The following is an 18,947-nucleotide window of genomic DNA, read 5'->3' as shown; positions in this document are numbered from 1 at the left end:
GAAACATCAGGAAGATCTCGACTTTTACGTGTAATCTCTCGGTTAAAGCAGCAGAGAGGTAGCGCTTTGGATCCTCTGGAAACAGATAATCACGAAGTTGGAAAATTGAGCGGTCTTGTGGAGAAGCTGGACCAGGCAACTGCTGCGCTGGCCCAGGCCCAGCCCTTGGACCACATCGCCAAGGCTCAGGTCGTATTTGATCTGGTTCGGCGTGTGCTTCTTCAGGAAGGTGGCTGCGCGGCTATCGAGGCGCGTGCCCGATCGCTTGAACAGGCCGGAGTTTTTGAAGGCACTGATTGGGCCTGGCCGGAAATTCTCATCCCTTCGCTGACAACCTGGTCACTCAAGAGTGGTGTGATCGATACACTCGTGCTCGAGGCGCTCAGTGAATTGCGGCTGGTGGCGGTTGCCAAAGGTGATTATGTCCACAGTCGCATTTCTGCGGAGCAGGCCCACCACTACCTGACGCAGGTACTCGCGATTAATCTCGAGTTGCTGTTCGGCGTTGCAACCGAGGCAGAGCGCGTCCGGCTGGGGCATCATGCCGCTATCCCCAGATCGCTTTTCAAGCACCTTGCAGACCGGATCGGCTACGAACATATCATCGATACACTGATAGCCGAGATCTGGCGCATTCTCGAGCAGCGGCCAATCCAGACTGAATCTGTGAAGCAGATGATCACGCAGATTGCGATTTGCCGCGCCAATCCCGATATCGACCTTGGCGGCAGCGGATCCGGTGCTGACCGGCTGGTGAGCAGCCTGTTCGGGCCTACCCAGGCGTGCAGGGAAGATCCGGGCGTCGGGATCTATGAAGAGCGTATCGCCTCCATGGATTCACGCGGGCTCCTGACTGAAGCGACCGGTTGCGCCAGAGCGATGCACGACACGGGGCTGGTCTCTCCTTATCACGCTGTATTATTGCGCTTTTTGCTCGATCAGGGCGACCAGCTGATTTCAGAGGCGCTGGGGCTGTCCAGTACGGGCCGGGATTGCCTGCTGTGCTACCAGGAGTTGGTGCACGCGCTGATCAACGCCAGTGTATACCCACAAACAGCGCAGGCGGTGTACGGGCTGGCGTTGCTTCTGGAACGGGGGATTCTGTATCAGCTACCCGTGGCACCAGCGTTGTGGCGACAAATCTCGCTGCCGATATCATCCCACGCCGCTGTGCGCCTGAAGCTGGTATACGGCGAAACGCCATCACCGGGCGCCCGATTGCTGGAGGGCGTGCTCTGCATGCTGGGGCAGCCTTTGGGCGTCGGCCAGGGCAACAATCCGACCTGCCAGTCGGCGCGGGCTTTGTCGATGTGGGCTTTCAACGATCCGGACTACATGCTGCAAATGGTGGTTTGGGCGGCCCGTGACGACGAAATCATCATGCATTTCGAAGGTCAGGCCATTTCATCTCAGGAAAGCGAGTCGGGCGTTGCCGTTGAAACACCGCTCGATCTGGATCCGGTGTCGCTGATTGTGGTGCCTCACCTGGACCGCATATACGCGGAAATGGGGCGTCGTTGTATTGATCGGGAAGGGGATCCGCATCGGTGGATTAACCCTGAGTTCCATGGTTGGTGGTGCGGCCGGGGGTTTCGAATCAATGTTGATGTGGCGACGGGGCAGTTGACCGATATGGACGAGTTCCTGCGCCACTTTTATGCGAGTTACCATCCCTACTTCAACGGTAATCAGCCGTTGATCCACCCCCAGCCCGCTGGCATCGCAGTGACCGACAGTGTCGCCCGCTTTATTGGCTGGCATGCCATCACAATACTGCGGATCGCGCTGGACCCACAGAATGTCATGCGGGTGTATTTCTACAATCCCAACAATGACAGTGGACAGAACTGGGGGAATGGGGTCGTCGTCAGCACAGCGGGGTTTGATGAGCACTTTGGCGAGGCATCATTGCCATTTGAGGAGTTTGCTTCGCGGCTTTACATCTATCACTTTGACCCGCTGGAACATGGCGTGCTCGCCAACGTGGAGCGGGAAGCGCTGGACCGTGTCATCAAATTGACCCATGAAAGCTGGGGGGCTGACCGGTTGCCGGCCATTGATCTTCAGGCTGATTCCGGCCTGTAGATCAACAGTCCCGTTTGAAGCTGAGTCGCGCCTTTTGAACAGGCGGGCTCAGTGAAGCTTGGTCTCTCTGAGTTTGCGGACAAAGTCCGGCGCGTCAAAGCTGTCTGCTCTGGCACTATCCCAGTACTTCACGAACACCGGATTATCGGTCTTGCCGTCGATGAGGACACCAGGCTCCAGAAACCGGAACAGGTCCATGTAGGGCTGTACTTCGTTCTCGGATATCCGCCGAATGATGTGTTCTGGCCCCAGCTCCTGCGGATGATTCAGGCCTGCCGCGCCCAACAGATTGGCCAACGCGTCCATGGTGTTGCGATGAAAGTTGCTGACCCGCAAGCTTTTGTCGGCAACGTCGAGCTTGTTGCTGCGCCTTGGGTTCTGGGTTGCAACACCACTGGGGCATTTGTCGTTGTGGCAGTTAAGTGACTGGATGCAGCCCAGTGAGAACATGAAGCCCCGGGCCGAGTTGCACCAGTCGGCACCCAGTGCGATGGTCCTGGCTATATCGAATCCGGACGTTACTTTCCCTGCCGCTCCGATCGCAATATCTTCCCGCAAGTTGGCGCCGACCAGCGTGTTGTGAACCAGTAGCAAGGCTTCCGTCATCGGCATGCCCAGCCGGTTGATAAACTCGAGTGGAGCCGCGCCCGTGCCGCCTTCACCGCCATCAACAACGATAAAGTCCGGTCGCTTGCCGGTCGCCAGCATGGCTTTGACCAGAGAGAACCACTCCCATGGATGGCCAATCGCGATTTTGAACCCCACCGGTTTGCCGCCCGAGAGTTTGCGCAGGCGCTCGATAAACGTCATGAGCTCCAACGGCGTGCTGAACGCGGAGTGTTGAGCTGGCGATACCACTTCCTTGCCTACCGGAACGCCTCTAGCCTCCGCTATTTCGGGCGTTACCTTTGCGGCGGGCAGGATGCCACCGTGCCCCGGCTTAGCACCTTGCGAGAGTTTTATCTCGATCATTTTGACTTGGTCCAGCGCGGCATTCTTCACAAACTTCGCTTCGTCGAAGGTGCCATCGTCGTTCCGGCATCCAAAATAGCCGGAGCCAATTTCCCATACCAGATCGCCGCCGTATTGGCGGTGATAGCGGGAAATGGACCCTTCGCCGGTGTCATGATAAAAGCCGCCTTTAAGAGCACCATGGTTTAGGGCGAGGATGGCGTTGGCAGACAGGGAGCCGAAGCTCATGGCTGAAATATTGAACACACTGGCGTTGTAGGGCTTTTTGCAATCTTTGCCGATCAAAATGCGGAAGTCGCTGTGATCGTGCCCGACAGGTTTAAGTGAGTGGTTAATCCACTCGTAGCCCTCGTGGTACATCTCGTGAAGCGAGCCGAACGGACGTTTGTCCAGCACGTCTTTGGCACGCTGATATACAACTGAGCGCTGTTCCCGGGAAAAGGGCCGTTCCTCAGTGTCGGCGTAGATAAAGTACTGGCGGATTTCGGGCCCGATTGACTCAAGGAAGTAACGTAAGTGCGCAAGGATCGGGTAGTTGCGGCTGATTGTGTGTGCACGCTGGTTCAGGTCGTAGATGCCGACAGTGATGAGGACGCCGAACAGGAGTGGCAGCAGCGCAAACCACGGATCAAGCCAGACCAGCGGCAAGGTGATGAAAAAGCCGATTACGCTGCCAGTGAGCGCGCCATACCGCAATGGAAGTGGGGAAAGTTTCGACATGTGCCTGATGATTCTCCTGTTTTCCGTTGGCCGGCTATTGTCCGCCTTTTGATATTGGCCCTAGTGTAGAGGATCAGCTTGCCAGAACCTTGACCTGATCTGCCAGCCTGCGGGCATCATCCGGGTCATGACTGACCAGAATGATTGCCGTACCGCGATGTTTTTCGGTTTCCAGTAACGACCAGAGTATGGCACGGGACTCGTGATCGAGGCCGGTAAACGGCTCATCCAGCATTAAAACAGGTTGCCTGCGCAGCAGCGCACGGGCCATGGCAACCCGCTGGCACTGACCGCCTGAGAGCTCGGTAGGGTAACGCTGCCATAATCCTGCCAGCCCGACAGTCTCAAGTAGCATCCGAATGCGGTTGTCATCGTCAGCCGTCAGCTTCAGGCCCGGGTCGATGCCAAGCCCGATATTGTCCCGCACAGGTAGGTGGTCAAACAGGTTGTGCTCCTGAAATACGGATGTCACCGGTCTTTGCCAGGGTGGGGCGCTAGTGAAACTTGTCTTGTTCCAGAGCAAGTCACCAGTGTCCGGCTCCAGGAATCCGGCGATCAGATTGAGTAGGGTGCTCTTACCGCAACCGCTGGGGCCCGTAATGGCAAGGCACTCGCCTGCCGCTACCTGGCAGTCGAACTCGAAACGGGATGCGGAACCCGGGTAGCGGAAACTGATCTCATGAACGTCGAGCATAAGCGTCTCCCGCGTCATCATCTGATAGTGGATTGAGCGTTTCGGGCTTTGAAATAACGTCAGGCAGGCGTCTTCCGGTTCGTTGAAGTGTGGCGAATATGCCGGCCAGAACGCTCACAAGTAACAGTGCAGTGCCTGCAGCTGCATCAAGTTGATAACTGGCGAGTTGCTGATAAAGCAACATCGGTAGAGTGGGGCTTGCCGGGTTGCCGAACAGGGCAATGATGCTGAAGTCTCCGAGTGACAGCGCGATGGCATAGGCAAGGGCCAGTGTGAGTGGCCGCCGGATCAGCGGCCAGAAAAGGAACTGCCAACGATAAAGGCCTCGAATGCCGAGTTGATCCGCCACCCTTAGCGCTCCGGGTGATACCGACGACAAAGGCCCCCGGAGTACCTGAATTACAAATGGCAATGCCATCAAAGCGTTAATGGCCATCACCAGCGCCAGCCCTTGTGTAACCGAGCCCAGTTGCGGGCGCATCAGGATGAACAAGCCCGTGCCCAGCACCAGTGCAGGCACTACGAGTGTAAGGTGACCGCTGGCTTCAAGAAGTGCGGCCATTTTTGCGTGATGGCGTTGTCGCATTCCGCTGCTTGTGGCAAGGATGGCGAGACCAAAGCTGACACTGACAAGGCCTGCACCGATGGCAACCAGCAGGCTTCTTGCAAGGCTGCTCCAGAGTCGGAAATCCGCGATATGGTCTGCCAGTCCGGGTACACCTCTCAGGGCCATCGCTAGAATTGGTGCTATCAGGAAGACGAAAAACAATCCGAGCAGGGCGCCGTCCCGAATCCGGTGCCACCCTTCAGTATCGACTCGTGAAAATGTGTCGGATGAGCCGCTGTATGGCAGCAGATCTCGGGTTCGTCCGTGACGGCTGGCTAAAGCCCAGAGCGAACCGCAGATAATCAACTGAATGATCGCCAGCAGCGCAGCCTGTCCAAAGTCGAATTCGTATCGCAGCGCCTGATAGATGGCCACTTCAATGGTCGTTGTCGAGGGGCCGCCGCCGAGAGTCATCACGATGGCGAAGCTGGTAAAACACAGTGTGAATACCAACGCGGCAAGGCCGGGTATCAGGCGCTTCAACGCAGGCCATTCAAGAGCGCGCCAGATTGCTCCGCTGGTCATTCCCAGTTGGCTCGCTATTTTCCAGTGACTGGCGGGTATCCGTTCCAGGGTCTGCACCATGACGCGTGCAGCCAGCGGCGCATTAAAGAAGATGTGGGCCAGCAGGATGCCCTGCAATCCGTAGAGGTTCCAGCGCCAGTCAATTCCGCTGGTGGTCAGCAGGGTGTTAAGCCAGCCAGTGCGACCGTAGACCGCCACAATACCGAATACTGCCACTATAGAGGGCAGCACCAGACTTAACTCCATCAGGCGCAAAAGGGCGTTGCGGCCGCGGAAATGCTTCTGGCGTACCAGAGCCCGGGCAACGGGCACGGCAATAACGATGCTAAGGAGGGTTGAGAGCGCAGCCTGAACTACGCTGAACTGGATAACCTGCCGCAGGTAGTTGCTCTCCCATAGACGGGCGAGAGCTCCATGCTCCCATTGCCAGATTAGCGCGCCGAGGCCGGCTGACGAGATCAGCGCGATGATGCCGGCAATCACCAGGCCGGGGCCGAGTTGCCAGCCCGCGGCGCTCAGGGGCGGGTTTCTCAATTGGCGATCGCGTTCAGCCACTCACTGATCCAGTCTTTTCGGTGGTTGGAGACCGTTTCCGGTTTTAGAAAAAGGGTTTTGTCGGGCTGTATCAGGCGTTCAAACACAGCGGGCAGCGCATCGCCGATATCTGTGGCGGGGTACATTACGTTCTTCAGCGGGATTTCATTCTGGAATCCGGGCTTTAACATGAATTCGAGAAACTGCTTCGCGAGCTCCGGATGCGCGCTATGAGCGACTCGTGCCGCTACTTCCACCTGAAGATAATGCCCCTCAGAGAACTCGGCGGCCTGGTAACGTTCAGTCTTGTCTACCGCCATGTGGTAAGCAGGCGAAGTGCTATATGACAACACCATGGGCGCCTCGCCATTCATGAACAGCGAGAAGTAGGCATCGCTCCAGCCTTTTGTGATCGTCAGGATTTTAGGTTGAAGCTGCTTCCACTTTTCCGGTGCCTGATCGCCGTATATTGCTTTCATCCATAGCATCAGGCCCAGGCCGGGAGTGCTGGTGCGCGGATCTTCAATAATGATTTTGAGGTCATTCGGCGCGTTGATCAGCGCCTCCAGACTTTTCGGAGGTGAAGCGAGCTGTTCGGTGTCGTATACGAATGCAAAATAGCCCCAGTCGTAAGGCACGAAGGTGTCGTCTTGCCAATCAACAGGAAGCGAAACTGCTGACGTATCAATGTTATGGGGAGCCAGTAGCCCGGTTGCTCTGGCTTCAGAGAGTGTGTTGGCGTCCAGACCCAGAACAATGTCAGCCGGAGTGGAAGAGCCTTCAAGCCGCAGCCGGTGCACCAATGCCACACTGCTGTCGAGCGCGACAAAACGGATCTGGCAGTCGCAGCCGGCTTCAAAGGCAGCCTTGATGGCGGGGCCCGGGCCCCATTCCGATACAAATGACGGGTAGGTGTAGACCGTTAGCGTTGTTTGCGCGTAAGGGATACCGGGTGCTATCAGAAACCCCAGCGCCAGCAGGGCTTTTTTAAACATGGAGGCCACCGTTAATCGCTAATTGGAAAGAGTCGATACAACGGGGCGCGCGAAAAAAAACCGGCAAAGGCTCAATCCCTGTATCGGCATTATCCGTATCAGGTTCCGCGGGTTTGATCTCAGCCTGACTAAAACAATCTCAGGCACCCCGATGAGATGGTCTAGGATAACGTATAAGGGCAACAGAAAAATACAACGGTTGGATTCGGCCAAAGTTTCCAGTCGAGATTGTTGGTAATGTGTGATGTTTAGACATATAACTAAAACGGTGCGGGAATTCAGGATTATTGGCATTTTTTAAAGTGGCTAAGAGGACTTTTTCAGAGTTTATCGGCGGTTTTTGCCGGAATGCGCCACGAAATTCACTGAATTTTGATATTTTGAGTTCAAATGAATAAACTTAAGCGCTTGTAACTTAGTACCCGGTTAAGGGTGCACACATTCGGTGTTAGGAGGCTTTACGTGAGCGAAGTCGTAAAAGACGAATACTCCACCGACTATCAGGCAGGTCAGGACAATATTACGCCCCTCGGGCTTGACCTACACAAGTCGGTGTTTTTCATTACCGCGATTTTGATAATCGTGTTTGTTGTCGGAACTCTGATGTTTCCCGACATCTCCAAATCGCTGCTTAATGGCGCGAAAACTGGCGCTATCGAGCACTTTGACTGGCTGTTTCTGATCAGCGGCAATATTTTTGTCATCTTTTGTCTTGCGCTGATTGTGTTGCCGGTCGGCAAGATTCGTCTTGGCGGGGTCGACGCGAAGCCGGAATTCAGCAACATATCCTGGTTTGCGATGTTGTTTGCAGCCGGTATGGGTATCGGCCTGATGTTCTGGAGTGTCGCTGAGCCAGTAGCTTATTATACCGACTGGTATGGTACGCCTTTGAACGTGGCGGCTAATTCGCCAGAAGGTGCCAAGCTGGCAATGGGCGCAACGATGTACCACTGGGGCCTCCACCCGTGGGCGATCTATGCTGTTGTTGCCTTGTCGTTAGCATTCTTTGCTTTCAACAAGGGGATGCCGCTGACACTGCGTTCCGCTTTCTTCCCGATCTTCGGTGATCGCGTGTGGGGCTGGATTGGCGATGTGATTGATATCATCGCGGTACTGGCTACCATATTTGGTCTTGCAACCTCTCTCGGGTTTGGTGCGCAACAGGCGGCATCGGGTCTGCACTACCTGTTTGATATCAGCAATGGTATCTCCACCCAGATGATTATCATTGCGGGTGTCACGACCGTTGCTCTGATCTCGGTTTTGCGCGGTCTTGATGGCGGTGTTAAGACCCTCAGTAATATCAATATGGGGCTCGCAGCAGCCTTGTTGTTGTTTGTGCTGGTTGCCGGGCCTACGCTGGATATCTTCAGCACCATGTGGACCACGGCATCATCGTACGTTGGTAATATCGTGCCGTTGAGTAATCCGTTCGGCCGGGAAGATGAGAGCTGGTTTCACGGTTGGACTGTCTTCTACTGGGCATGGTGGATTTCCTGGTCACCTTTCGTCGGTATGTTTATCGCCCGTGTCTCCAAAGGCCGGACTGTAAGAGAGTTTGTTACCGCTGTACTGTTGATCCCAACCCTGATTACAGTCGTTTGGATGAGCACTTTCGGTGGCTCTGCTCTGGCGCAAATTCAGTCAGGTATCGGTTCACTGGCTACGGACGGTTTGGGCGAGGTGTCGCTGGCCATGTTCCAGATGCTCGAGAATATTCCGTTCACCGCGATTACCTCCTTCCTTGGTATCGTGCTGGTGCTGGTATTCTTTGTAACCTCTTCGGACTCAGGTTCGCTGGTTATTGACAGCATCACGGCGGGCGGCAAGCTTGATGCACCGACTGCACAGCGCGTGTTCTGGGCTGTGATGGAAGGTGCTATCGCTGCAGCGCTGATCTTCGGTGGTGGTGCAGATGCGCTGACGACGCTTCAGGCGGGTGCGGTGAGTGCGGGTCTGCCGTTCACGATCATCCTGCTGGTGATGTGTTATGGCCTGATGAAAGGGCTATACAACGAGAAAGCAATGATGGATGCCGGCATGAAGTAAAATCGGCCGGCAAACAAAAAACCCTGTCAGGTGACTGACAGGGTTTTTTTATGGCTGGTCGCTTATTGCCAGAGTTCTGTTGCCCGAATCGTGTTCTCGGAATCAGGCAGACGCTTTGGTTGTTCTTGAGTCGGCGAACTGGGAGTTGGTGTGGTTGAACCGTGACATTGCATACTCCACCCGTGCTTCTGGCGTCAGGTGAGGGCGTTTGATCCCTTCAACGTGACGCAGGCGGGGAAGTAGCCCCTTGCCGTTCGCCATCTGAATGGCGAGCCCTGGTCGGGCGTTAAGCTCGAGCAGGATCGGCCCTTTGGTTTCATCGAGTACCAGGTCCGCCCCCATGTAGCCGAGGCCCGTCGCTTCATAGCAGCGTGACGCCATCAGCAGCATGGTGTGCCAGTCCTGAACACGGATATGCTTCAGTGACAGGTTGGTATCCGGGTGGACGGTCACTGGTCGGTTGTACTGCACGGCGTTGAGGCTCTCGCCGGTGGCGATATCGATGCCGACACCGATGGCGCCCTGGTGCAGGTTGGCTTTGCCGTCGGATGCTTTGGTTGCCAGGCGCAGCATTGCCATTACCGGATATCCCTTGAAAACCACGATCCGGATATCAGGCACACCCTGAAACGAATAGTCAGTCAGTGATGAGCTGCACTGGATCAGGTCTTCAATGATTGCAACATCGGGCGTGCCGCCAAGCGAGTACAGGCCGGCCAGAATGTTAGTGAGATGGCGTTCGAGTGCGCCGATGGTGACGGCCACCCCTGATGCCTTGATAAACAGGTCATCTTCCCGATGGGTGATGACCATAATGCCCTTGCCACCGGAGCCCTTTGCCGGCTTGATGGCAAATCCGGACATGTTCTCGACCCTTTCCCGGAAGTGGGAGATTTCGTGTTGCTGGGCAACCACCTGCATCAGTTTCGGGCTGGCAACGTCGTACTCGGCTGCGACCAGTTTGGTCTTCAGCTTGTTGTCTACCAGAGGGTAGGCATGGCGCTCGTTGTACCGGGCAATGTAATCCACATTGCGCCGGTTCATATTGAGCATGCCGCGGCTGCTAAGCTCCCGTGGAGTGATCCACCGCATCAGTCATAGTCCTTCATGGGGTGGAAACGTCGCAGCTCGCTGAGCTTGTAGCCGGTGTACTGACCCATGATCAGAATGACGGCCAGCAGCACCAGATGGAGCTCCGGGAAGTTGAAGGTCAGGTGACTGGCAATCGGTACTGTCATCAGCAGATACGCGAGGATGGCAACAAACAGGCTGCCTGCACCCTGAACCACGACCTCATGCGGGCCTTCTTCTTCCCACAGAATCGACATCCGCTCGATCGTCCAGGCCAGGATAACCATCGGGAAGAAGGTCACCGTCATCCCTGTATTGAAGCCCATCTGATAGCCGACGATGCTGATCGCCGTACTCATAAAGATAACCAGTATGATGAGAGTCGCTATTCGCGACACCAATAACAGGTTGAGGCTCGAGAGGTAACCTCGTAGCAGGAGTCCTATGGCAACAACACTGATGAACGTGACCAGTCCTGGGCCGAGCGACGTTTGCAGAAACGCGACGGCAATCAGTACCGGCATGAACGTGCCGGAGGTGCGAATACCCACAATAATCCGCATGAAGGCGACCACAAAAGCCCCGAGCGGCAGCAGAAGCAGCATCTTGAACATGCTTTGTTCTTCAATCGGAAGCTGGTAGAGGCTCAGGAACCCGAGCCCGTTCTGCATAGCTTCAGCGCGGGATAATTGCAGTGCAGGAACAGTCTGGCGCAGCATCGCAAAACTGACCACTGACTGATCAGCGCCCATGGCGTCCAGCAATGAACTGGTCTCGCGGCTCCAGAGTAATACGTTTTCAGGCAGGCCCTGCTGGCCGTTCTGAGGGTTGAACGTCAGCCACTGCTCGCCGTCGTAAATTTCGAGGAAGGGGCGCAGTGACTGTCGGCGACGTGCGTCTTCCAGCATGATGCCTTCTGATATGCGGGCCGGAATCTCGGCATAGTTAAGTAGACGCTCGAGCAATTCAACCCTGTTTGTGCCCGCCATCAGCAGGGCGGTGTTCTGGTTGGGGTCAGCAGAATCGAGAAGCTTGATCAGCTCCCGCGTCATGCTCTCAGGCGTGCTTGATTTGGCTGCCGCAAGCTCAAGCACTTCTGTTGCGGCGGTCTGTTGGGGTTCTTCCCAGTAGACTGTTTCCGGAACGGGTGGCTTTTGTGGGGGCGTGGGTTTGGCGTCCGGGTCTGGAATAAACTGCGCTTTGTAATACAGCGTCTGTTCGCCGGTTGCGCTCCTGATGGACCACTCTGCGCGCCTGTCACCTTCATCCTGTACGATTGAAAAACCATAGCCTGGTGACGCGGCTTGTTCCGAAAGTACACGGAATCCGGGAGGTTCATCTGGCAGGTTCATGCTGATCAGGACCGGGTCGCCCTTGGCTTCAAAGTCGACGCGTGCCTCGATCATCCACACCGGACGCTGTTCACCCGGCAGCCAGGGGATGCCCAGTTCAAAATGCCGGAGCATGGATAGGCCGAGACCGGCGAAAATCAACAGCAGGACGGCGGCATAAAACGGATATCTGGATTTCACTTGTCGTCCTTTTTCTTGTCGCTTTCGTCTTTCTTCTTGTTGCTCTCGGCTTTATCGGACTTCTTGATTTTGTCCGGTAGCTCAGTGGCGAATGTTTTGCCCACATCAACCAGCATCACGTCGCGCAATATGTTTCGACCGACCAGCGCGGTATACGTCAGGTTCTGACGATCGGTAAGCGTGAATTCAGCTTTCTGTATGTGGTCGCCAATGGCAAATTGCATTTCCACAACGGCCCGGCTTTCGCCGTCGCTGTCACCTTCCTGAGACGACTGAATAATGCGGACGCGTCGGGCAACCGGGCGTTCCACGGTTTTCAGCTTGCCGTCAGCTCCCGGGATTGGCACATCAAAGCGCACCCAGTTATCGCCGTCCCGTTCGAATTTCTTGACATTACGGGCGTCCAGGGATGAGGTTTCAGCGCCACTGTCGATCCGGGCTTCATAGGTGTAGCCAAGCTCAAGGAAGTGCACATTTTCCCGCTCACCAACAATAAGCATGCCTTGCAGCCGCTGGGATGCCTTGGTGTTGGCAGGTTGCGGTGCTGAACATACGGGCTGGGGTTTTTCAGGGCAGGCCGGTGTTTTGATCTGGTCGCGAATAGTGTCGATGAGTGCGCGGGTATTTTCATTATTGTTGCGGACCATGCCGCGATGATGCGCTTTCAGGTCTTCACTGAGATTGCGGATTTCGGTGGACTGTTCTTGCTGCTGTGTTTCGATTGAGCCGAGATCCTTTTCGTCGACCAGCAAAGAGCCGGTTGAGCATCCCGCAGCTGCTGCACAAAGAAGACCAATCAACGAAAAACGGAAGGGCGAGCGAGTTGCGCGCGTTAGCATTTGAAACCTCTGTTCAGTGAATCCTGAATTATTCTGTTTAGGCTCGTCTTTCAAACCCTGATCTGACGCGCAAGAGTATACATTATTCCGTCAGTTTAAGGCTTTACCGATAGGTAAGGTCCTGTAAACCACAATGTTCTGCACGTATCAGCTTTTAAGTTGAGTGGAAGTTTAATATGCCTGATGGGCCGATGTCGTGGTTTCGCGCAAGGAATTAATGAACGCGTGTCATTAAGACAGCAAGTTGCTGCTTCTAGGCTTTTGGATCAGATGATTGAGTGTGAATGTAATGACCAGAATCAATGAGGTCATCAGAGCGGAGGAAATTCTGTGCGGCCGGCGGGCAGTTGAGGTACAGCAGCAGGAGTTCGCGTTGAATATCCTGATCCTGAATCCTGGAGGTAAAGCGGATCAGGTCGCGTATCGAAGAATCGGTGTTATCAGAAAATGTTTTCTCAAAACGCAGCTCAACCAGCATCTGCAGGCGTTCAAGATGATACTGCCCAGTATGCGTGAGGTGGTCTTTAAGGTTGAACTGGGAGGTGTTGGCCTCTTGTGCGACGGCGCAGTCTTGTCCGGTAGTTTTGCGCCATAAAGCTTTCAGCATGATCTTGTCTCGAATAATGTCTTGTCAGAGCCTGTATTGCTCTGAATTCAGTGTCCCTTCGTCACACGGATATCGCACGAAGACGATTCTGGCCAGCCGCTGTAAACACTGACTTATTATTATGTTTATGGTCAGAGTTGTAGCGTAGATTACGCACCGATGCCATAGGTGGATGTATCAACAAGAAGGGCTATTGGCTTTTTTGAGACCTGTCCATCAAACCGGCTGAGCGCAGGATCACCCTAAGCTTACTCTCTACCAATCCATCGCCTGAATGTCTTTACGGCTTTAGTCTGATGCGGGCCATGTGCACCTGAATATGCAAGCACAGGTGGCGGCTGAGGGGTAATGCTGGATAATGGGCTGCACCCAATCTAACGAAGACTGTTGAGGAGTAGACATTGCCTTCGCTTTTCTCTCAGGAAATGATGCCGTACGTCATCCTGGTTGCTGCTGTCGCGGCTCTGATTGCCGTTGTTATCACTTACTTTGCGTGCCGGCACAAATGGTTACTGGCGGCTGGAAAAGCAGAGGCTGCACAAGCTGAACTCGGCGCACAGGTGCAGCGCAACGATTCACTGGAGGCGTCATTGCAGCAGGCCTCCCAGGATCGCGCATTGCTGGAGCAAGAGAAAGCACAGTGGGGTTTGGCCGACGCCCGTCAGCAGGAAAAGCTGACGGATGCCGAAACCGCGAGGGAGTCCTGGCGGCAACGGTCCGGTGAGCTTGAGAATCGAGTCGCGACTCTGGATGCAGAGCGTGCCGCTGCAGTGCATCGTGAGCAGGCGTTGGAAAAAGAGTTAGCCGAGCTGCGGCAGCAGTTTGATGACACCCGCCAGGCACTGGCAAATGCCCGTATTACAACTCGAGAGCAGGAAGTGACTCTGGAAGAAGAGCGGCGCTCAACTTCAGAGAAACTCGAATTGCTGGAGCGCAACCGGGATGCGCTCAAGCAGGAGTTCGAGAATCTGGCGAATCGCATTTTCGAGCAGAAGAGTGAGCGCTTCAGCCAGCAAACCCGCACCAGTCTGGATACCTTGCTGAATCCTTTCCGCGAACAGCTCACGGATTTCCGAAAGCGGGTTGAGGATGTCTACACCACCGAAACCCGGGACCGGCAGGCGTTGCGGACTGAAATTGAATCCCTGCAAAAGCTCAATCACCAAATCACTGAAGAGGCAGCAAATCTGACGCGTGCGCTCAAAGGTGACAAGAAAATCCAGGGCAACTGGGGTGAGTTAATTCTTGAGCGGGTGCTTGAAAAATCCGGTCTGCGTAAAGGTATCGAGTACGACACCCAGGGTAGTTACCGTGGCGCTGATGGTCAGTTGTTGCGCCCCGATGTCGTCGTGCATCTGCCGGACAATCGCAACCTGATTGTTGATTCCAAAGTGTCGCTTGTGGCCTATCAGCAATGGGTAACCGAAGATGACGAGTTGGCGAAAGCGGAGGCGCTGAAGGCACACGTCGAGGCGGTACGTCAGCATATTCGCCAGCTGAGCGAAAAGGACTACAGCCAGTTACATGGCTTGCACTCGCCGGATTTTGTGTTTTTGTTTATGCCGATTGAGCCGGCATTTGTGGCAGCGTTCCAGCAGGATGAAAACCTGTTCGCCGAGGCGTTCGAGCACAAAATTATCGTGGTTACGCCCACCACGCTTCTGGCCACACTGCGGACGATAGAGAATATCTGGCGCTATGAGCGACAAAGCCAGAACGCCCGGCTAATTGCGGACCGCGCAGGCGCGGTTTATGACAAGCTGCGGGTCTTCGTGGAATCAATGGAAAAACTGGGGGCGCAACTGCAAACCGCTCAGGGCACCTATGATTCTGCGATGAACACCTTGACCCGCGGGAAAGGGAATCTGATATCGCAGGCGAACCGGTTTGTGGCGCTGGGTGTTCGGGTTAAAAAGACGTTGCCTAAAACGGTGAGGGATCGCGCCGAGGTCGACGACGACGTCGACGCAGAGCTGGACGACGCAGGAGAGAGCGGGCTGGATCTGGACGGACCGGCGTCGGCGGATGACTGAAAACCGTCACTTGCAGGACTTTCGATTGGAATTCAGATCACAGCGTGGGTGATTTGTCTGACCTAGAATGACGTCGTGGCATGGTCAAACAGGCTAATGCAGAACGTACGCTTGGCTATTCGGCGTTTTGCAGCAGCCTCTAAATGTCGTCTACAGGAGTGTTGCCAGTGATGCCTTCAATGCCAAAGACGTGTCCTATGGTCTGCCGGCCTGCCGCCGGCGGCAATGATGGCGATAGCGACGAGCACAATGGTGATACCGTTATTGTGGATTGAACTGCGCCTCCCCGGTTTGCTCCCGCCTCCCAGAACAGATTTCCTGCTGCACTCAGCAACTCCTTGGCACATGGATGGCATTGTTTAGGCTAGAATAACGGTGCCCTCAATTACGTTTTATCCGGCGGAGAATTTCAGGCATGAAAAGCAAGTGGATGGGAATCCTGTTCAGTAGTCTGCTTCTGGTGGAGTCGGTACAGGCCGCTTTACCTCCAGAGCACGAGACCCAGCGTCTGATGCTGGCAGTTGAGCAAGCCGTTGCGGATGATCGATGGGGGGATGCCGGTGAGTACCTGAACCGGCTTCAGGCACTGGACACGATCAAGCCTACCGACTACCAGTTTTATCGTGGCCTTGTTATGCAGCAGGCCGGGCACTTCAACGAAGCGACTGCAGCGCTTGATGCCTATGTCACGTCGGCTGGCGCAGAAGGCGAGCATTACACCGAAGCCCTGAGCCTGATCACTCGCATTGAGCGCGATCGAAAATCTCGTGGAGCAGGAGAGCAGGGTATTGTTGAAATTCAGCCCCTTGCATCGATCAAGCCCGCTGCAAAAAACAACGTTGCCGCACTCGAAAAGCTATACCTTACCAATTCACCAAGGGATGCATTACAACAGCATGCCAACAGTCTGTTGGCGTTGAATGCCTGGACGGATGGCAACTCGAAAATCATTCGGCCAGACGCCGTGCCTGATTTGCAGTATCGGGTGACGGCAGGCAAGGGAGAGCTGCAGGTACAGGAAACTGAAATCACCGACAAAGGCCGCTCGCGCGTGACCTCTGATGCGATTCCCGTATACGGCATCAACCCGCTGCTGAAATGGGATTGCCCGGATGACGGGCGTACCTGTTGGGTTTACGACCCACGTGATGGTTCCCGTTGGCTGAAACTCGGCTCCAACGCCGATGCGACTGAAGAGCTGGCAAGCACGCTGGGTGATCTGATCCGCCGCTTACAGGCGCCTTGACCAGTCGCAGCGGGTCTAGCGCGTTCCCGCTGAAGAATCCGGCGCCGGTGGTTCGTCTTCCCGCCAGGCGCCGGGGGTCATACCGGTCCACTTCTTGAAAGCCCGATGGAAGGTCGACGGCTCTGTAAAGCCGACCAGATAGGCGATGTCATTGATCGCACGTTCCTGTTTGCCGAGATAGTAAATAGCCAGGTCCCGGCGCAGCAAATCCTTGATCTCCTGAAATGACGTATTCTCCTGCTTCAAGCGCCGCCTCAGCGTCTGCGGGCTGACGTGAAGTTCCGATGCAATCCACTCAAAATCCGGCGTTGGCTGTGTAAAGTCACGCCCGATCAGCTTGCGGATTTTGCCTGCAAATGTGTTATCGGCGTCCGGTCGTGCCAGCAGGTCGGCCGGCGATGTGCTCAGGAACTGCTTCATCTCGGCACGATCACGAATCACCGGGGCGCTCAGAAAGCGGCTGTTAAAGCGCAGTTCGGTGCGGCTGGCGCCAAACTGAAGCGGGCAGTGAAAGATGTGCCGGTATTCGTCGCCGTGGGAGGGTTCCGGGTAGCTGAAGCGCGCACTGTCCAGTTTGATGGCTTGGCCAATCAGCCAGCTGCAGAGGCGGTGCCAGATCACCAGAATGCTCTCACGCAGAAAGTACTGCGGGTCATGGATCTCGCCTTCGATCTCGAGCACCAGGCGTGCTTCCTGGCCCCCTTTTTCAAGTCGCATGGAGACGGCGTTTTCGAACAGATTGGAAAAATGATGGCAGCGAACCAGCGTGCTTTCCAGCGTTGTGCATTCCAGCGCCAGAGTGCACATAGTGGCAAAGGTGCCCGGTCGGCAGCGCCTTGGGCCCAGCCCGCCGAACTCATCCTGCATGTCTTCCCAGATAACTTGCATCAGGCGGCTGAACTGAGCGCTGCTGACCCGGGCACGAGGAGCCTTGAGTAAGTCAGGGGAGATGCCTGCGTGTCGAAGTAACGCATTGATATCCCGGTTTTGCAGTTCAGCGCCGCTAAGCGCTGAACGCACAAAATGTCCGGAAACCGTTAAATCTGCCATCCGTTATCCTGCTCAACCATCTTAAGTCGCACCATCATAGAAGCCAGTGCAGGCTATGGAAACTGGCCCGGGGCAAGAATTATGGAAGATCAGGCCAATTACTTTGATGGAACGGGCTGTTGGCGCAAACAGAGTAAATTGTCAGTCTGTGTTCAAATAAGAACGCTGCGCAGAAACAACAGGCAGAAACAACAACAGGTTGCCCGAGAACAGTTAATCCAGAAAGGAGATGTTATGGCCGGTCCGCTGAAAGGTCTGAAAGTGCTCGACTTCACCACGCTGCTGCCTGGGCCCTATGCCACCATGATGCTGGCCGATATGGGCGCGGAGGTGTTGAGGGTCGAGTCGCCCGACCGGCTGGACCTGACCCGGGTGATGCCGCCACACGACGGTGGCGAGAGTACATCGCATGGTTATCTAAATCGCGGTAAGCGGTCGTTGGCGTTGGATCTGAAAAAGCCGGAAAGCGTCGATGCGATCAAACAGCTGGTGGCGGACTACGATATTGTGATTGAGCAGTTCCGACCCGGTGTAATGGAGCGGCTCGGGCTGTCCTACGAGACGCTAAAACAAATCAATCCATCGCTGATCTACTGCGCCATTACCGGTTATGGACAGACGGGTCCTTATCGCCTGAGGGCAGGGCACGATATCAATTACCTGTCACTCGCCGGCGTCAGCAGCCATTGCGGGCGCAAAGCTGATGGGCCGCCGCCACTGGGTATTCAGGTCGCGGATGTGGCTGGTGGCTCTCATCACGCGGTTATGGGGATTCTGGGAGCAGTCATTCATCGCCAGCAAGCCGGCGAAGGGCAGTTTGTCGATATCAGTATGACGGATGCTGCCTTCGCGCTGAACGGCATGGCCGGCGCGGCCTGTCTCGCCGGCGGCGTGAATCCTGAGCCTGAAGCTGCGCTACTCAATGGCGGCAGTTTCTACGACTACTATGAGACAGCGGATAAGCGCTGGCTGTCAGTGGGCAGCCTCGAACCCCAGTTCATGAGCCGGTTGTGCGATGCGCTGGGGGTGTCGGAGCTCGGCCGGGTGGGGTTGAGTCAGAAACCTGAAGATCAGGCTATGCTCCGCGAGGCGTTTTCGAAGGCCATTCGCAGCCGTACATTGCAGGAGTGGAGCGAGGTGTTTGCCGAGCAGGATGCGTGTGTGGAACCCGTGCTGTCGCTCAGTGAAGCCTCGGAACACCCGCAGCTGCAGGCGAGAGGGATGGTAATCGGAGTCAGTCGCGAGGGCGGCGGCGAGCAGCCCCAGATCGGACACCCGCTCAAGTTCAGTGCCACACCCTGCGAGTCACGGTTCGTTGGTCGCAAGTTGGGTGCGGATACCGATGAAGTATTGGCATCGCTGGCTGAAGCTGCCAAGGGCCGCTGATC

15 protein-coding genes and 1 riboswitch are annotated in these 18,947 nt (G+C 55.6%); of the genes, 6 read left to right on the top strand and 9 right to left on the bottom strand.

What is annotated here, in order from left to right; genetic code table 11:
• The first annotated feature begins 66 nt into the window (after window positions 1-66).
• Window positions 67-2,085: a hypothetical protein gene (locus ACUN9X_RS16575; RefSeq protein ID WP_445473794.1), complete on the top strand. Its 2,019-nt coding sequence runs from the start codon at window positions 67-69 to the stop codon at window positions 2,083-2,085.
• Between the two features lie 48 nt (window positions 2,086-2,133).
• Here the strand turns inward: ACUN9X_RS16575 and ACUN9X_RS16570 are convergent, their stop codons facing one another.
• The 4 genes from ACUN9X_RS16570 to thiB form a co-directional block, all read right to left on the bottom strand.
• Entirely contained in the window at window positions 2,134-3,777 is a 1,644-nt protein-coding gene (locus ACUN9X_RS16570) for an FMN-binding glutamate synthase family protein (RefSeq protein WP_445473793.1), read from the bottom strand.
• Window positions 3,778-3,850: 73 nt separating this feature from the next.
• Window positions 3,851-4,471 (bottom strand): thiamine ABC transporter ATP-binding protein, encoded by a 621-nt coding sequence (locus tag ACUN9X_RS16565; RefSeq protein WP_445473792.1) that lies wholly within the window; start codon window positions 4,469-4,471, stop codon window positions 3,851-3,853.
• Window positions 4,455-6,158 (bottom strand): thiamine/thiamine pyrophosphate ABC transporter permease, encoded by a 1,704-nt coding sequence (gene thiP, locus ACUN9X_RS16560; RefSeq protein WP_445473791.1) that lies wholly within the window; start codon window positions 6,156-6,158, stop codon window positions 4,455-4,457. The genes ACUN9X_RS16565 and thiP overlap by 17 nt, the downstream gene beginning before the upstream one ends.
• Complete coding sequence (thiB, locus tag ACUN9X_RS16555) at window positions 6,134-7,132, bottom strand: thiamine ABC transporter substrate binding subunit (protein WP_445473790.1); 999 nt, start codon at window positions 7,130-7,132, stop codon at window positions 6,134-6,136. Before thiB ends, thiP begins: the two co-directional genes overlap by 25 nt.
• Before the next feature lie 58 nt (window positions 7,133-7,190).
• Window positions 7,191-7,293: riboswitch (TPP riboswitch) on the bottom strand.
• Window positions 7,294-7,594: 301 nt separating this feature from the next.
• On the opposite strand from thiB, the gene ACUN9X_RS16550 reads away from it, so the two are divergent.
• Entirely contained in the window at window positions 7,595-9,181 is a 1,587-nt protein-coding gene (locus ACUN9X_RS16550) for a BCCT family transporter (RefSeq protein WP_445473789.1), read from the top strand.
• Between the two features lie 102 nt (window positions 9,182-9,283).
• On the opposite strand, the gene ACUN9X_RS16545 is transcribed toward ACUN9X_RS16550, so the two are convergent.
• The 4 genes from ACUN9X_RS16545 to ACUN9X_RS16530 form a co-directional block, all read right to left on the bottom strand.
• On the bottom strand, window positions 9,284-10,273 hold the full coding sequence (locus ACUN9X_RS16545) for an alpha-L-glutamate ligase-like protein (protein ID WP_260034779.1): 990 nt from the start codon (window positions 10,271-10,273) through the stop codon (window positions 9,284-9,286).
• The gene (locus tag ACUN9X_RS16540; RefSeq protein WP_260034780.1) at window positions 10,273-11,784 is read right to left on the bottom strand and encodes an inactive transglutaminase family protein; all 1,512 of its coding nucleotides are present in this window, start codon (window positions 11,782-11,784) and stop codon (window positions 10,273-10,275) included. The genes ACUN9X_RS16545 and ACUN9X_RS16540 overlap by 1 nt, the downstream gene beginning before the upstream one ends.
• The gene (locus tag ACUN9X_RS16535) at window positions 11,781-12,623 is read right to left on the bottom strand and encodes an ATP-dependent zinc protease family protein (RefSeq protein ID WP_260034781.1); all 843 of its coding nucleotides are present in this window, start codon (window positions 12,621-12,623) and stop codon (window positions 11,781-11,783) included. Before ACUN9X_RS16535 ends, ACUN9X_RS16540 begins: the two co-directional genes overlap by 4 nt.
• A 253-nt stretch (window positions 12,624-12,876) precedes the next feature.
• Window positions 12,877-13,230: a hypothetical protein gene (locus tag ACUN9X_RS16530; RefSeq protein WP_260034782.1), complete on the bottom strand. Its 354-nt coding sequence runs from the start codon at window positions 13,228-13,230 to the stop codon at window positions 12,877-12,879.
• Window positions 13,231-13,631: 401 nt separating this feature from the next.
• Here ACUN9X_RS16530 and rmuC point away from each other — a divergent pair, with 401 nt between their 5' ends.
• The 3 genes from rmuC to ACUN9X_RS16515 all read left to right on the top strand — a co-directional run bounded on the left by rmuC (window position 13,632) and on the right by ACUN9X_RS16515 (window position 16,509).
• Window positions 13,632-15,263 carry a DNA recombination protein RmuC gene (gene rmuC, locus ACUN9X_RS16525; RefSeq protein WP_445473788.1) on the top strand — a complete coding sequence of 544 codons (1,632 nt, stop codon included), beginning with the start codon at window positions 13,632-13,634 and terminating at the stop codon, window positions 15,261-15,263.
• Between the two features lie 143 nt (window positions 15,264-15,406).
• Window positions 15,407-15,538: a hypothetical protein gene (locus ACUN9X_RS16520; RefSeq protein WP_445473787.1), complete on the top strand. Its 132-nt coding sequence runs from the start codon at window positions 15,407-15,409 to the stop codon at window positions 15,536-15,538.
• 140 nt (window positions 15,539-15,678) lie between these two features.
• A complete protein-coding gene (locus tag ACUN9X_RS16515; RefSeq protein WP_260034783.1) occupies window positions 15,679-16,509 on the top strand; it encodes a hypothetical protein in 831 nt (276 codons plus the stop codon).
• Between the two features lie 15 nt (window positions 16,510-16,524).
• Here the strand turns inward: ACUN9X_RS16515 and ACUN9X_RS16510 are convergent, their stop codons facing one another.
• Window positions 16,525-17,559 (bottom strand): AraC family transcriptional regulator, encoded by a 1,035-nt coding sequence (locus tag ACUN9X_RS16510; RefSeq protein ID WP_445473786.1) that lies wholly within the window; start codon window positions 17,557-17,559, stop codon window positions 16,525-16,527.
• Between the two features lie 234 nt (window positions 17,560-17,793).
• Between ACUN9X_RS16510 and ACUN9X_RS16505 the strand changes: the two genes are divergently transcribed.
• A complete protein-coding gene (locus ACUN9X_RS16505; RefSeq protein ID WP_445473785.1) occupies window positions 17,794-18,945 on the top strand; it encodes a CaiB/BaiF CoA transferase family protein in 1,152 nt (383 codons plus the stop codon).
• The last annotated feature ends 2 nt before the right edge of the window (window positions 18,946-18,947 follow it).

This window comes from Marinobacter sp. V032 (genome assembly GCF_052645435.1).
This window is presented reverse-complemented; position numbering and strand designations above follow the sequence as displayed.

Bases quoted from the DNA above. Each gene is read 5' to 3' on its own strand.
- ACUN9X_RS16570 (WP_445473793.1), bottom strand. From the start codon at position 3,777: ATGTCGAAACTTTCCCCACTTCCATTGCGGTATGGCGCGCTCACTGGC.
- ACUN9X_RS16565 (WP_445473792.1), bottom strand. From the start codon at position 4,471: ATGCTCGACGTTCATGAGATCAGTTTCCGCTACCCGGGTTCCGCATCC.
- thiB (WP_445473790.1), bottom strand. From the start codon at position 7,132: ATGTTTAAAAAAGCCCTGCTGGCGCTGGGGTTTCTGATAGCACCCGGT.
- ACUN9X_RS16545 (WP_260034779.1), bottom strand. From the start codon at position 10,273: ATGCGGTGGATCACTCCACGGGAGCTTAGCAGCCGCGGCATGCTCAAT.
- ACUN9X_RS16535 (WP_260034781.1), bottom strand. From the start codon at position 12,623: ATGCTAACGCGCGCAACTCGCTCGCCCTTCCGTTTTTCGTTGATTGGT.
- ACUN9X_RS16530 (WP_260034782.1), bottom strand. From the start codon at position 13,230: ATGCTGAAAGCTTTATGGCGCAAAACTACCGGACAAGACTGCGCCGTC.
- ACUN9X_RS16520 (WP_445473787.1), top strand. From the start codon at position 15,407: ATGTCGTCTACAGGAGTGTTGCCAGTGATGCCTTCAATGCCAAAGACG.
- ACUN9X_RS16515 (WP_260034783.1), top strand. From the start codon at position 15,679: ATGAAAAGCAAGTGGATGGGAATCCTGTTCAGTAGTCTGCTTCTGGTG.
- ACUN9X_RS16510 (WP_445473786.1), bottom strand. From the start codon at position 17,559: ATGGCAGATTTAACGGTTTCCGGACATTTTGTGCGTTCAGCGCTTAGC.
- ACUN9X_RS16505 (WP_445473785.1), top strand. From the start codon at position 17,794: ATGGCCGGTCCGCTGAAAGGTCTGAAAGTGCTCGACTTCACCACGCTG.